Raw genomic sequence first — 13,565 nt, forward strand, 5'->3', positions numbered from 1 at the left:
GTAACCGTCCCCTCCGGTTACCCCTCGGGAGTTCGCCGTGTCAGTGCCCCTGTCCCGCCGCCGACTGCTGACCGCCGGCGGTGCCGGCCTCGTCCTGGCCGGCCTCTCCGATCCGTTCCGGGCCGGTCCCGCCCGCGCCGCTGTCACCACCGCCGACCTGGTCGTCTACGGTGCCACCTCCGGCGGGTTGGCCGCCGCGATCACCATGCGCCGGCTCGGCCACACTGCGGTGGTGCTCGAGCCCACCAGCCACGTCGGTGGGCTGAGCACCGCCGGGCTGGGCGCCACCGACACCGGGGTCCAGGCGTCCATCGGCGGGCTGGCCGCCGAGTTCTACCGCCGGGTGTACGTGAAGTACCACGGCGGAACACTCACACCGACGTCCCCGCTGCGGATGACCTTCGAGCCGCGCGTCGCCACCGCCGTCTTCGCCGAGATGCTGGCCGAGGCCGGGGTTCCGGTCATCGTCGACGCCCGGCTGACCGGTCTCGGCCGCAGCGGCAACCGGATCACCGAGCTGCGCACCGAGGACGGGTCGATCTACTCCGGCGGCGTGTTCGTCGACGCCACCTACGAGGGTGACCTGCTGGCCATGGCCGGGGTGGGGTTCACCGTCGGGCGGGAGTCCAACGACACCTACGGCGAGACGATAAACGGGGTGCAGTCCCGCAACACCCACCAGTTCGTCTACCCGGTCGACCCGTACGTGACGGCCGGCTCACCCACGAGCGGTCTGCTGCCGGGGATATCCGCCACCCCGCTCGCCCCGCAGGGCAGCGGCGACGACCGGATCCAGGCGTACTGCTTCCGGATGTGCCTCACCCAGGCGGCCAACCGGATCCCGTTCGGCAAGCCGTCCGACTACGACCCGATCCGGTACGAGCTGCAGCTGCGCCACATCCAGGCCGGCTTCACCGGGCCGTACTTCACCACCCACTCGATCGGCGGCGGGAAGACCGACTCCAACAACAACGGCGCGGTCTCCACCGACCACATCGGCTTCAACCACGCGTACCCGACGGCCAGTTGGGCGGCACGGGAGAGCATCATCGCCGAGCACCGCAGCTACCAGCAGGGGATGATGTGGTTCCTGGCCAACGATCCCCGGTTGCCGGCGTCGGTGCGTGAGTCGACCGCCCGGTGGGGGCTGCCGGTCGACGAGTTCACCGGCACGGGTGGCTGGCCGCCGCTGCTCTACATCCGGGAGGCCCGCCGGATGGTCTCCGCGTACGTGATGACCGAGGCCGACTGCCGGGGCCGGGTGCGGGCCACCGACTCGGTGGGGCTGGCCAGCTACACGATGGACTCGCACAACTGTCAGCGGGTAGTAGTCGACGGAAAGGTCCGCAACGAGGGGGACGTGCAGATCGGCGTGCCGTCGCCGTACCCGGTCAGCTACCGGGCGATCGTGCCGCACCAGGCGCAGTGCGCCAACCTGTTGGTGCCGGTCTGCCTCTCGGCGAGCCACATCGCGTACGGGTCGATCCGGATGGAACCGGTGTTCATGATCCTCGGGCAGGCGGCGGCCACCGCCGCGTCGCTGGCGCTCGGCGGGAACCTCGCCGTACAGGCCGTGTCCGTGCCCGCCCTGCAGGCCCGGCTGCGCCAGGACGGCGCGGTGCTGGAATGGGGATCGACCAGCGAGGTGATCCTCGACAACGCGGCGGCCAGCGGAATCACCCGGGCCGGGACGTGGCTGCGCAGCACCAGCATCGGTGGCTACTACGGCCCGGACTACGAGCACGACGGCAACACCGCCAAGGGCGTCAACCGACTGCGGTTCCGCCCGACACTGCCCACCTCCGGGTCGTGGACCGTGCAACTACGCTGGACCGCCGACCCCAACCGGGCGACCAACGTGCCGGTGGACATCGCGTACTCCGGCGGGGTGGCCACCCGGACGGTCGACCAGCGGCAGTCCGGCGGCCAGTGGGTGCCGTTGGGCACCTACCCGTTCACGGCGGGCACCGAGGGGAGCGTGCTGATCCGCACCGAGGACACCGACGGCCACGTGATCGCCGACGCGGTGCGCTTCGTCCGCGCCTGACCGATCGGACCGGCGGCGGTCCTCGGATCCAGAGGTGGTGCCACCAGCAACGGGTCGACCTGGATCACGTCGATGCCGAGCGGGCGAAGCATGCCGCGCAGTGCCGACTCGCAGAGCTCCTCCCACGGCTGCTCCGCGCCCATCGCGGTGACCAGCAGCTCGGGGCGGCTGAAGGCGATGCCCACCCGCCGCCCCTGCGGGGATCGGCCGGTCCGTACCGTCCGCACCAGCCGTCCCGGCAGGTCACGCACCGGAACGGCGTAGATTGCCGGGCCCTCGTCGTCCATGGTCGGGGTTGGTCCTCTCCACACGTGCCGCCAGGGCGGCGGTGATCAGCTGAATCGTTCGAGGTCGCGGGCGAAGCGGCGGATCGTCGCGGCCCGCGCCCATGACGGTGCGGGCACCGGCTGGGCGGCTCATGCGGCGGACACCGTCCACGCCGGGGTGGCCGTCGCGGTACGCGGGTCCGCCGGCGCGCTCAGGTCGAGCGCGCGGAGGATGTAGTTGGCCTCCGCCACCTCCACCCCGGCGCGCAGGCGCAGGTCGGCCACGGCGCGGTGCAGCACTGTCATGCTGTCGGCGGAGAGGCGGATCACGGCGTCGACGTCGGCGGCGATCCACCACGCGTCGACCGCGCACGGCTCGTGCCGCAGGTACTCCACCAGGTGGCTGCCGGGCGCGGATGGGCCGAGCCGGACGCTGACCAGCGCCTCGTGTCGCCGCTCCGGCAGGTCTGTGCTGGTCGTGGGCTCGCCGAGGTTGTCGTCGGTGCCCGGTGGGGTGTCTCCGCGTTCCCAGCGTGTCATCCGCCAAGGACTCATTGACCCATCGTCGCCACCGGGCGACGGTGGAGCGCCCGTCGATACGCCGTTTCGACGGGCGACCGCCCATTCTTGACGCCCCGTTCACGCGGGGGCGCCCACGGTTCAGAACTCGACGCCCACCAGCCGCTCGGAGATCCCCCAGAGGCGGGCGGCGTCGTCGGTGTTGCGCGCCGAACGGTAGACGGCCAGCTCGGTCGGTTTGCCGGTGAACTGGCCCAGACCGTCCGGGCCGTAGAACCGGCCGCCCTGCGCCTGCGGGCTGGTGGCCGCGTAGAGGGCGGGACGCAGCCCGGCGTCCACCGAGTGCACCAGGAAGCCCCAGCGGGCCAGCCGACTCATGATCGAGTGGTGCAGTGAGGGGCGGCTGCGGCCCAGGTTGGGGCCGGAGGCGTACAGGTTCGTCATGGTGGTGCCCGGGTGGGCGACATTGCTGACGATGCCCCAGCCCCCGGTGCGACTGCGCCGGTCGAGTTCCAACCCGAAGTGCAGGGTGGCCAGCTTCGAGGCGTTGTAGGCGCGGATCGACGCGTATCGCCGGGTGCTCTGGAGGTCGTCCCAGTCCAGCCGCCCTGAGCGGGCGGCACTGCTCGACATGGTGGTGACCCGCGCCCGCCCGGCGCGGAGTAGCGGCAGCAGCCGTCCGGTCAGCGCGAAGTGGCCGAGGTGGTTGGTGCCGAGTTGCAGTTCGAAGCCCTCCGCGGTGGCGTGCCGGGTAGGGGGTGTCATCACGCCCGCATTGTTGATCAGGAGGTGGATGGGCCGGCCCTCGCCGAGCAGCGTGCCGGCCAGCGCCGCCACCGAGTCCAGCGAGGCGAGGTCCAGCTCCCGGGTCGACGCGACGGCGCCCGGCGCGGCAGCCCGTACGGCGTCCAGTGCGGCGGCGCCCTTGGCCGGGTTGCGGACCGGCAACACCACCTCGGCGCCGGCCTGCGCCAGTCGGGTGGCCAGGCCGAGGCCCAGCCCGTCGCTACCGCCGGTCACGACGGCGAGTCTTCCGGTCAGGTCCGGAACGGTCAGGTCGAGCACAGCATCTCCCGGGTCGAGGATGTCCGTCAGGTGTCGTGGACAAGCCTGGATCGATCTCCGGTCACCACCCAGGGTGGCTCTGTCCAGGGACCACCGGTCCCTGGCTGAGGGAAGCTGCCGGGCCGCCGGCTCCGGCGAGTAGCGTTCCGGACGGACCAAGATCGGCGTACGAGGAGGCACGGTGCAGACGACGACGGTGGACATCCCGACCGACGACGGCGTGGCGGACGCAACTCTGAGCCGGCCGGACGGCAACGGCCCGTTCCCGGCGGTGCTGCTCTTCATGGACGCCTTCGGGCCGCGCCCACGACTCGTGGAGATGGCGGAACGGATCGCCGCCCAGGGCTACCTAGTGCTGACGCCACACCTCTTCTACCGGGGCGGCCGGGCACCGCTGTTCGACCTGTCCCGACTCGGCGAGCCGGACCAGCGCGGCGCCCTCTTCGAGCAGATCATGCCGCTGATCGGCGCGCTGACCCCCAAGGTGATCAGCCGGGACACCGCCGCCTACCTGGACTTCCTGGCGGCCCGCGACGACGTCCGGCCGGGCCCGGTGGCGATCACCGGATACTGCATGGGCGGCACGAACGCGCTGCGGGCCGTCGAGGCGCATCCCGACCGCATCGCGGCGGTCGCCAGCTTCCACGGCGGGCGGATCGTCACCGACGCGCCGGACAGCCCGCACCTGGGCGTCGGCTCGATCACCGGTGAGGTGTACCTCGGGCACGCCGACAACGACCAGTCGATGACGCCCGAGCAGATCGCCACCCTGGAGAAGGCGCTCGACGCCGCCGGCGTGCGCTACCGCTCCGAGGTGTACGAGGGCGCGCACCACGGCTTCACCATGGCCGACACCCCGATGTACGACGAGAAGGCCACCGAGCGTCACTGGACCGCCCTGTTCGACGTCCTGGGCCGCGCCCTGCCCACGGGCTGACGATCGGGGATCGCCAGCCACCCGCACGCTCAGCGGCGCAGCAGCACCGGGCCGGCGTCGATGCGGGTGCGGAACAGCGCGTACGGCTTGCGCCGTAGGTCGTGGCCCCGCTGATACTGCGGCTGCCGGTGCAGTTGGTTGGCGGTGACGTAGAGGTGCCCGTCGGTGGCCACCGACATGGTGTCCGGCCAGAGCAGTCGCGGGTCGTGGACAAGCGTTTCGTACCCGCCGTCCGGCAGCCGGCGCAGCACCGCGTCGTGCTCGTACGAGGTGAGGTACAACCGGCCCGCGTCGTCGCTCTCCAACCCGTCCGAGGCGGTGCCCTTGTCGCCCTCGTCGACCACGGTCGCCGCGGCTGCCTCCTGGGTGACACCGGGGTCGGCCAGCGCCTCGGTGGAGACGCTGTACCAGTGCCGGGACGCCAGCGGGCAGTAGTAGAGCCGGCTGCCGTCGGCGGAGATCGCGATGCCGTCGGAGCCCATGGTCAGCGGCTTCGGCGGCCCGTCCGCCGGGCGTTCGAGGAACGGTCGGCCCTCGACCACCGGGCGGAACGACGTCAGCGGCTCCGCCTTGGTGGACGGGTGGTCGTGCAGCCGCCGCCAGGAGGCCCCGCTGGCCAGGTCCACGACGATGATCCCGTTCGGCCCGGTGGCCGCGGAGTCGGTGATGTAGGCGACCCCCGACTCGCCCCGCCGCAGGTCGAAGCGGACGTCGTTGAGGTACGTCGTCGGCAGCGCCACGTCCGCCGGAAAGGTGATCACCTGGGCGACCGTGTCGGTGTCCAGGTCGATCCGCACCAGCTTCGGGCCGCCCGGCTTCGTGGGCTGGAACATCGGGCTGCCGGTGTCCAGTACCCAGAGCCGGTCGGCCGGGTCCACCACGATGCTCTGCACCGAGACGAACGCGCCCGCGTCGTCGTCGCCGGACGGGTCGTTCCACGCCTGGTCGGGGTAGGGCACCTCCCGGCCGTCGCGCAGCTCCACGACGGTGGCGGGCACCTCGTCGCCCCACTTGGGGAAGTTGACGAAGATCCGACCGGAGTGCGAGACGCTCACCCCGGTCGGCATCGGGCCGGTGAAGGTGTGCACCAGCTCCAGCTCGCCAACCGGCTCGTCGCCGACCGGCCCGTTCACGCCGCCCGCCCCACGGTGCTCATCGCCCGCCCCCTGCCGATCCGCCGGATGTCCCCTCCACTGCTGCTATTCCCGCCAGGACGTCCGGTATGCGTCGCCGCTCAGCGGAGCCGGGGAGGGGGCGGCGGAGCCGGAGGCGGGCCGGCGGGGCTCGGTCAGGCCACCGGCGCGGCGGCCCTGGCGGCCGGCAGGCCGGGCACCGGTACGTCCACCGCGAGCAGCGCTCCGTCCTCCGGGCCGGCCGAGGTCAGCCCCACCCGGGCGGTGCCGATGAAGAGTCGGCGCAGCTCGGGGCCGCCGAGGCAGATGCCGGCCGGCTGCTTGGCCGGCAGCCGGATCTCCCGCTCCAGGGTGCCGTCCGGCCGGTAGCGGCGTACCGCCGAACCGCCCCACAGCGCTATCCAGAGGTGCCCGGCGGCGTCGACGGTCATGCCGTCCGGGCCGCCGTCGGCAGGGGACAGCCGCAGGAACGGCTCCCGCCCGTGCAGGGCGCCGGTGGCGGGGTCGACGGTGAAACGGTCGATCTCGCCGCGCGGCGTGTCGGCCAGGTACATGGTGCTGCCGGTCGCGTCGAACGCCGGCCCGTTCGGGATGGTCAGCCCGGTCACCGCGGGCACCGGCGCCGCGCCCGGCGCGAGCCGGTACAGCGCTCCCTCGCCGGGCACCATCGCGTACGTCATGCTGCCGGCCCAGAAGCGGCCGTGCGGGTCGGCCACCGCGTCGTTCATCCGGGTCGGCTCGGCCGCGGTGCCGACCAGGTCGGCGACCGGTCGGCTGTCACCGGTGGCGGGCAGCAGGCTGACCCCGGTCCCGGCGGCGGCCAGCCAGTCACCGGGCCGACCGGCCACCGGGGCGACCGCGCCGAGCGGCACATCGAGACGGCGTACCTCACGCAGTGGGGCCGGTGCGTCGCCGTCGGTCTCCAGCAGTCGTCCGACCAGCAGATCGACGAGGATCAGCCGGTCGTCGACCCAGCGCAGTCCTTCGCCCAGCTCCAACCGGTCAGTGCTCCAGACGGTCGGCTCGGTCAGCTCCATCTCGCTCCTCCAACTGTCAGCGGCGGTCGGCGGTGCGCGGTCGTACCGGCCGGGCGGTCCGCCGATCACCCGGTCAGCGGACCGTACCGCCCGGCTCGTGGTCCAGCAGTGTCAGCTCCGCCCGGTCGGGCAGGCCCTCCCAGTCGCCCCGGCTGGCCACCGCGAACGCCCCGGTGGTGACGGCCCGGTCCAGTCGGGCCGGCGCGTCGGCGCCGTCGAGCCAGCCGGAGAGCAGTCCGGCCACGAAGGCGTCGCCCGCGCCGACGGTGTCCACCACCGGCACCGTCCGGGCTGGACGGTGCAGCGTGCCGGTCGCGCGGTGGCTGGTTGCCCCGCCGGCGCCGTGCTTGACGACGACCTCGGCCACCCCGGCGGAGAGCAACGCCGTGACCGGGTCGGGGGCGTCGGTCAGCACGGCCAACTCGTCGTCGGAGGCGACCACCAGGTCGATCGAGGGCAGCAGCGGTCGTAGCGCGGTGGCGGCCTCGACGACCGACCAGAGCCGATGCCGGTGGTTGACGTCCAGGCAGACGGTGCTGCCGGCGGCGCGGGCGCGCCGCACGGCCTCCACCACCGCCTGGTACGGCTCGACGCCGAGCGCGCAGGTGATGCCGGTGACGTGCAGCAGCCGGGGCGGCGACCCGGGTGCGTCGAAGGCCCGGGTCACGTCGGCCGGGCGCAGCCGCGAGCCGGCCGAACCGGCGCGGTGGTAGGTGACCCGGTTGATGTCGGCGACCCGGTTCTCGAAGAGGATCAGCCCGGTCGGGGCGCTCGGGTCGACCCGGGACCAGCGCAGGTCGACACCCTCGGCGCGCAGCGTACGGCGGACCAGCTCACCGGGCTCGTCGGCGCCGGTGACGCCGACCCAGGCCGCCTGGTGGCCGAGCCGGGCCAGGCCGATCGCCACGTTCGACTCGGAGCCGGCGACGGAGATCCCGGCGGTGCCGCCCAGCCGCAGTGGGCCGGTGGTGCGGAACGCCGCCATCGTCTCGCCGAGCGTGAGGAGGTCGGTCATCGCCGCACCGCCGCGAGGAAGGCGCCGGCGCGTTCCCGCAGCGCCGCCGGGTCGCCGCCGCGGACGGCGTCACCGAGCAGGGGGGAACCGACCCCGACCGCGAGGGCGCCCCGGTCCAGGTAGCGTCGCGCGCCCTCCGCGTCGACGCCGCCGACCGGTACGAACGCGGTGCCGGGGAACGGGTCGCGCAGCGCGCCGAGGTAGTCCGGCCCACCGAGGGACGCCGGGAAGAGCTTGATCGCGGTGGCCCCGCCGCCGTTGGCCTGCACCACCTCGGTGGGGGTGAGCGCACCGGCGAGCACCGGCAGCCCGAGCCGCCCGCCTTCGGCGAGGCTCGGCGCGAGCGCCGGGGTGACCAGGAAAGCAGCGCCCGCGTCGGCCGCCGCGCGGGCGTCCTCGGCGCTGAGCACGGTGCCCGCACCCAGTGCGTAGTCGGGCCCGAGGGTGGCCCGGGCACGTCGGATGACGTCGAGTGCGTCGGCGCTGGTGAGCGAGACCTCGACCAGTGCGACACCGCTCTCGGCCAGGGTGAGCACGGCGGTCAGCGCCGCCGCCGGGTCCGGGCCGCGGACGATGGCCAGCAACCGGTGGGTACGCAGCTCGTCGAGCAGGTTCATCGCGGGTGTCCTCAGTGGGTGCGGTGGGCGGAGATGCTGAGTCGCCAGGCGACCTCGCCGGTGGGGGGTACGACCGCCGCGTCGGCCGGGCCGGCGTCGGCCAGGTCGAAGGCGGCGCCGAGCATCGGCTCGACACCGATGCTGCGGTAGGGGCCGGTTTCCGGCCAACCACCGAGGTTGCGCCAGAGCGCGGTGCTACGGGGCTGGTCGGCGCACTCCAGCTCCAGGGTCAGGCGATCAACACCGTCGATCACCTGGACCCGGGGGCAGTCGAGCAGCACCGCGCCGAGCGCGGTCCCGTCGTCTGCGCCGAACGTGTCCAGCGGCAGTCCGCCGGGTGCCGGCCACGCCCCGCTGAGCCACGGCGCGTCAGCGGGCCAGGTGCCCGGCGGCAGCAACGCGGCGGCTTCCGGATGCAGCCGGGTCGGCGTGCCGGTGGGCGCGTCGAGGCGGGCTGCGGAGGAGAGGTCGAGCAGGGCGTGCGCGGCCCAGACGAAGCGGTACCCCGGATCGGCGGCCAGCCGGTAGTCGGCCACCACCACCCCGGCGGAGTCGGCGATCCGGCGGGTCAGGACGAACGTCGGGCGTTGGATGACCACGGTGCCGGGGCCCGCGCTGCGCCAGGGGCGGGACCACACCTCGCCGTGGTCCGGTCGACCGCGAACGGTGGGCAGGCACTCCTCCAGGCCGCCGGCGTCCACGAACGCGTCGTCGGGGCGTACCCCGTGGCGGCCGGGCTCCGGGCCCCGCCACAGCCACTCCCGGCCCCCGCCGCGCAGGCTGGTCCACCGGCCTCCGTGCGCGGCGTCGTACGTCACCCGCAACGCCACCGGCCGGGTCACCATTCGGCGAACGACCCGTCGGCGTGCTGCCAGACCGGGTTGCGCCAGGCGTGCGGGGTCTCGGCGGCCTTGCGGACCGCCGCCTCGTCCACAGTGATGCCCAACCCGGGCCGGTCGAAGCGGGCGATGTGTCCGTCGACGAACCGGAACGGCTCCGGGTCGACCACGTAGTCCAGCAGCTCCGAGCCGGCGTTGTAGTGGATGCCGATGCTCTGCTCCTGGATCAGGAAGTTCGGCGTCGCGAAGGCCACCTGGAGGCTGGCGGCCAGGGAGACCGGGCCGAGCGGGCAGTGCGGGGCGAGTAGCGCGCCGTACGTCTCGGCCAGCGCGGCGATCCGGCGGACCTCGGAGATGCCGCCGGCGTGCGACAGGTCCGGCTGGACCACTGCCACCCCGGCCTGCAACGGGCCGAGGAACTCGTTGCGGCCGTAGAGCCGCTCGCCGGTGGCCACCGGGATCGGCGTGCTGGCGACGATGTCGCGCAGGTGGTGGGCCTGGTCGGGCAGGACCGGCTCCTCCACGAAGAACGGACGCAGCGGGGTCAGCTCGGGCAGGATCCGGCGTACCGCGGCCAGGCCGGCCCGACCGTGGAAGTCCAGCGCGATGTCCCGGTCGGGGCCGAGCACCTCCCGGGCCGCCGCGACCCGGCCGACGACCGCGTCCACCTCGGCGGAGGTGGGGATGGCCGACAGGCGCCCGGACGCGTTCATCTTGATCCCGGTGAGACCGGCGGCGACCTGCGCGGCGGCGGCGTCGGCGATCTCGTCGGGCTCGTCTCCGCCGATCCAGGAGTAGATCCGCACCCGGTCGCGGACGGCACCGCCGAGCAGAGCGTGCACCGGTGCCCCGTACGCCTGCCCGGCGATGTCCCAGAGTGCCTGGTCCAGGCCGGCGACCGCGCTGGAGAGGATCGGGCCACCCCGGTAGAAGCCGCCCTTGGTGAGGATCTGCCAGTGCTGCTCGATGCGGAGCGGGTCCGCGCCGATCAGGTACTCGGAGAGCACCTCGACGGCGCTGCGCACCACTTCGGCGCGCCCCTCCACCACCGGTTCACCCCACCCGACCAGCCCGTCGTCGGTCTCCACCCGACAGAACAGCCACCGTGGCGCGACGAGGAAGGTCTCGATCCGCTCGATCTTCACTGACTGCCCCTCTGTCCGCGTGCCTTCTCGACGTCGCGGACGGCCTTGTCCAGCAACTCACGCATGGCGGCCTCGGCCGCCGTCTCGTCCCGGCTGCGCAGTGCGTCCACGACGGCCCGGTGGCTGGGCACCGGGTCGTCGTGGGGGGCTCCGCCGTGCACCAGCCGGTCCCGTTCGGCGAGCCCGGTCTCCATCACCACTTCCATCCGCTCCAGCAGCTCGTTGTGGGTGGCGGTGAGCAGCGCGCGGTGGAAGGCGAGGTCGGCGGCGATGGCGGCGGTGGGATCGCCGTTGGCTTCGGCCATCTCGGCCAGGGCCCGGTCCAGGGCGGCTAGGTCGTCCTCGGTGGCCCGGGTCGCGGCCAGCCGGGCGGCGGCCGGCTCGATGATGGCGCGCACCTCGTGCAGTTGGTCGAGCAGCCGCTGGTCGGTGCCCTCGGCGAACTGCCAGCGGATCACGTCTCCGTCGAGCAGGTTCCAGTCGGACCGGGGCCGGACGAAGGTGCCGCGCTTCTGCCGGGCGTCCACGATGCCCTTGGCGGAGAGGACCTTCAGCGCCTCGCGGAGCGCCGTGAGGCTGACGTCGAACTCCTCCTGCAGCGCGACTATGTTCAGGGTCGCGCCGGCGGCGATCTCACCGGTGAGGATGCGACGGGCGATCGCTTCGACGGTCTGTCCGTGGATGCCGCGGCGGGCGTACTGTGCCAATGCTCCTGGCCTTTTCGCTGGTCGGTATCGATCTCTCAGGCCGAGGCTTTCACCGCTGTCCAACCACCGTCCACCACGAGGCTCGCGCCGGTGATGTAGGCGGCGTCCGGTGAGGCCAGGAAGGCGACCGTCGAGGCCACCTCGTCCGGAGTGCCGAAGCGCTTCGCCACGGTCTCGGCGACGCTCTGCCGACGGTCCTCTTCGGACACGTCGGCCCAGGCGGCGGTGAGGATCGGCCCGGGCAGCACCGTGTTGACGCGCACCTGCGGGCCGTACTCCACGGCGAGTTGGCGGCCGAGTGCGACCAGGCCACCCTTGGCGGCGGCGTACGCGGGCCGGCCGGGCAGCCCGACCAGCGCGTGCACCGAGGAGATCAGCACCACCGCTCCCGAGCGGGCCCGCAGGTCGTCCAGGCAGGCGCGGACGCCGAGGAAGGAGCCGGTGAGGCTGACGCCGAGCTGGTGGTCCCAGGACTGTCGACTGGTCTCGTGCGCCGGAGCGACCCGCACGGCGTACGCGGTGCTGACCAGGATGTCGACCGGGCCGAGGCGGTCCCGTACGGCGGTCACGGCGGCCGTCCAGTCGGCCTCGTCGCTGACATCGCCCACTACGGACAGTGCTCGGCTGCCGTGCGCCGTCAGCTCCTCGGCCAGCGGGGCCGGGTCGGCCACGTCGAACAGCGCGACCGCTGCTCCCTCGGCGGCAAGCCGCCGGGCGGTGGCCGCGCCGATCCCGCCCATCGCGCCGGTGACCAGCGCGTTCTTGCCTTCAAGCCGGCGCATAGGCTGATCCACCTGACCCCCACCCTGGTCTCATCTAATCATTAATTACGAAGATATCTTGACAGCCGGCAGCGGCCGATGCAACCTTCTGGTCACAGCATTCACATGGACGACACATCGCGCGGTGACGCTGCGTGTCGTAAAGGAAGGGATACCTCCGTGAGCGACTTCGACCCCGGTCGCCGGCGATTCCTTGGCCACCTCGGGCTCGCCGGTCTGGGCGCGCTCGGCGCCAGCTCGTTCCTCAGCGCGTGCGCCAGCTCCGCCAGCGGGCCGACGACGAGCAACGGCTCGGGCGCGGTCACCATCCAGTCCAACCTCTCCTCGCCGCAGGCCAAGGCCGCGATGGAGAAGCTGATCGAGACCTTCAACGCGCAGGGCAAGGGCACGGCGAGTCTAAACACGATCGCCTCGGAGACCTTCCGGACCCAGCTGCCGACCTACCTGACCTCGGCCAACCCACCGGATCTCTACACCTGGTACGCGGGCTCCGTCGCCAACGACTACGCCAGCAAGGACCTGTTGCTGGACGTCTCCGACGTCTGGAAGTCGCTGGGCGACTACCCCGAGTCGCTGCGCATCCTCTCCACCGCCGCCAGCGGCAAGCAGGTCTTCGTTCCGATGAACAACTACTGGTGGGGCTTCTTCTACCGCAAGTCCAACTTCGCCAAGTGGGGCGTGCAGGAGCCGAAGACCTGGACCGACTTCCTGGCGCTGTGCGAGACGCTGAAGAGCAAGGGCGTCCCGCCGATCGGCATCGGTCTCGGCGACACCCCGTGGGTGGCCTCGGCCTGGTTCGACTACCTGAACATCCGGATCAACGGCGCGCCCTTCCACCGCGAGCTGCTCGCCGGCAAGCAGCGCTTCGACGACCCCAAGGTCAAGGCGGTCTTCACCCGCTGGCGCGAAGCACTGCCCTACTTCGACCCCAAGGGCAAGGCGTACCCGTTCCAGGAGGCGACCACCGCGCTGCTGGCCGGCAAGACCGGGATGTTCCTGATCGGCACGTTCTTCGCCGACGCGGCGCCCAAGGACGCCCTCGGTGACCTGGACTTCTTCCGGTTCCCGATCATCGACCCGGCGGTGCCGCTGGCCGAGGAGGCCCCGACGGACGGTTTCTTCGCCAGCGCGAAGACCGCCAACCCGACCGGCACCAAGGCCCTGCTGACCTACCTCTCCGGGGTCGAGGCCCAGGAGGCGTACGTCAAGGCCAGCTCCGGCATCGTGCTGCCGGCCAATCCCAAGGCCAAGGCGTCCGACTCGCCGCTGGTGGTCAAGGGCAAGGCGATGCTCGGCGAGGCCAAGGAGCTGACCCAGTTCTTCAACCGGGACTCCAGCGACGCGCTCCAGCCGACCGCGGACACCGCGCTGACCAAGTTCATCGACAAGCCGGACCAGATCGACGCGATCCTGCGGGAGTGGCAGGCCGGCGCCGAGAAGGTCTTCAAGGGCTGAC

The 13,565-nt window shown here is 72.6% G+C and carries 14 protein-coding genes; 3 read left to right on the plus strand and 11 right to left on the minus strand.

Annotated features, from left to right (window positions below; all coding sequences use genetic code 11):
• Positions 1-37 precede the first annotated feature (37 nt).
• Positions 38-2,047 (plus strand): FAD-dependent oxidoreductase, encoded by a 2,010-nt coding sequence (locus O7614_RS04260; protein ID WP_278137183.1) that lies wholly within the window; start codon positions 38-40, stop codon positions 2,045-2,047.
• Here O7614_RS04260 and O7614_RS04265 read toward each other — a convergent pair.
• The 3 genes from O7614_RS04265 to O7614_RS04275 form a co-directional block, all read right to left on the minus strand.
• Entirely contained in the window at positions 1,948-2,334 is a 387-nt protein-coding gene (locus tag O7614_RS04265; protein ID WP_278137184.1) for an SAV_915 family protein, read from the minus strand. The genes O7614_RS04260 and O7614_RS04265 overlap by 100 nt on opposite strands.
• Before the next feature lie 129 nt (positions 2,335-2,463).
• Complete coding sequence (locus O7614_RS04270) at positions 2,464-2,868, minus strand: hypothetical protein (protein ID WP_278137185.1); 405 nt, start codon at positions 2,866-2,868, stop codon at positions 2,464-2,466.
• 105 nt (positions 2,869-2,973) lie between these two features.
• Complete coding sequence (locus O7614_RS04275) at positions 2,974-3,897, minus strand: SDR family oxidoreductase (protein ID WP_278137186.1); 924 nt, start codon at positions 3,895-3,897, stop codon at positions 2,974-2,976.
• Positions 3,898-4,078: 181 nt separating this feature from the next.
• Between O7614_RS04275 and O7614_RS04280 the strand changes: the two genes are divergently transcribed.
• Positions 4,079-4,834 (plus strand): dienelactone hydrolase family protein, encoded by a 756-nt coding sequence (locus O7614_RS04280; protein WP_278137187.1) that lies wholly within the window; start codon positions 4,079-4,081, stop codon positions 4,832-4,834.
• A 29-nt stretch (positions 4,835-4,863) separates the two neighbouring features.
• Here O7614_RS04280 and O7614_RS04285 read toward each other — a convergent pair whose 3' ends face one another.
• From O7614_RS04285 to O7614_RS04320, 8 genes are all read right to left on the minus strand, one after another.
• On the minus strand, positions 4,864-5,967 hold the full coding sequence (locus O7614_RS04285) for an L-dopachrome tautomerase-related protein (protein WP_278137188.1): 1,104 nt from the start codon (positions 5,965-5,967) through the stop codon (positions 4,864-4,866).
• 155 nt (positions 5,968-6,122) lie between these two features.
• Complete coding sequence (locus O7614_RS04290; RefSeq protein WP_278137189.1) at positions 6,123-7,004, minus strand: SMP-30/gluconolactonase/LRE family protein; 882 nt, start codon at positions 7,002-7,004, stop codon at positions 6,123-6,125.
• Between the two features lie 73 nt (positions 7,005-7,077).
• On the minus strand, positions 7,078-8,019 hold the full coding sequence (locus tag O7614_RS04295) for a sugar kinase (protein ID WP_278137190.1): 942 nt from the start codon (positions 8,017-8,019) through the stop codon (positions 7,078-7,080).
• On the minus strand, positions 8,016-8,636 hold the full coding sequence (locus tag O7614_RS04300; protein WP_278137191.1) for a bifunctional 4-hydroxy-2-oxoglutarate aldolase/2-dehydro-3-deoxy-phosphogluconate aldolase: 621 nt from the start codon (positions 8,634-8,636) through the stop codon (positions 8,016-8,018). The genes O7614_RS04295 and O7614_RS04300 overlap by 4 nt, the downstream gene beginning before the upstream one ends.
• A gap of 11 nt (positions 8,637-8,647) precedes the next feature.
• On the minus strand, positions 8,648-9,481 hold the full coding sequence (locus O7614_RS04305) for a hypothetical protein (RefSeq protein WP_278137192.1): 834 nt from the start codon (positions 9,479-9,481) through the stop codon (positions 8,648-8,650).
• Positions 9,475-10,620: a galactonate dehydratase gene (gene dgoD / locus O7614_RS04310; protein WP_278137193.1), complete on the minus strand. Its 1,146-nt coding sequence runs from the start codon at positions 10,618-10,620 to the stop codon at positions 9,475-9,477. The genes O7614_RS04305 and dgoD overlap by 7 nt, the downstream gene beginning before the upstream one ends.
• Positions 10,617-11,327: a FadR/GntR family transcriptional regulator gene (locus O7614_RS04315; protein ID WP_278137194.1), complete on the minus strand. Its 711-nt coding sequence runs from the start codon at positions 11,325-11,327 to the stop codon at positions 10,617-10,619. Before O7614_RS04315 ends, dgoD begins: the two co-directional genes overlap by 4 nt.
• A 35-nt stretch (positions 11,328-11,362) precedes the next feature.
• A complete protein-coding gene (locus O7614_RS04320) occupies positions 11,363-12,109 on the minus strand; it encodes an SDR family oxidoreductase (RefSeq protein ID WP_278137195.1) in 747 nt (248 codons plus the stop codon).
• Between the two features lie 159 nt (positions 12,110-12,268).
• On the opposite strand from O7614_RS04320, the gene O7614_RS04325 reads away from it, so the two are divergent.
• Positions 12,269-13,564: an extracellular solute-binding protein gene (locus tag O7614_RS04325; protein WP_278137196.1), complete on the plus strand. Its 1,296-nt coding sequence runs from the start codon at positions 12,269-12,271 to the stop codon at positions 13,562-13,564.
• Position 13,565 lies beyond the last annotated feature (1 nt).

The organism is Micromonospora sp. WMMD961 (assembly GCF_029626145.1).
Classification (GTDB): Bacteria; Actinomycetota; Actinomycetes; order Mycobacteriales; family Micromonosporaceae; genus Micromonospora.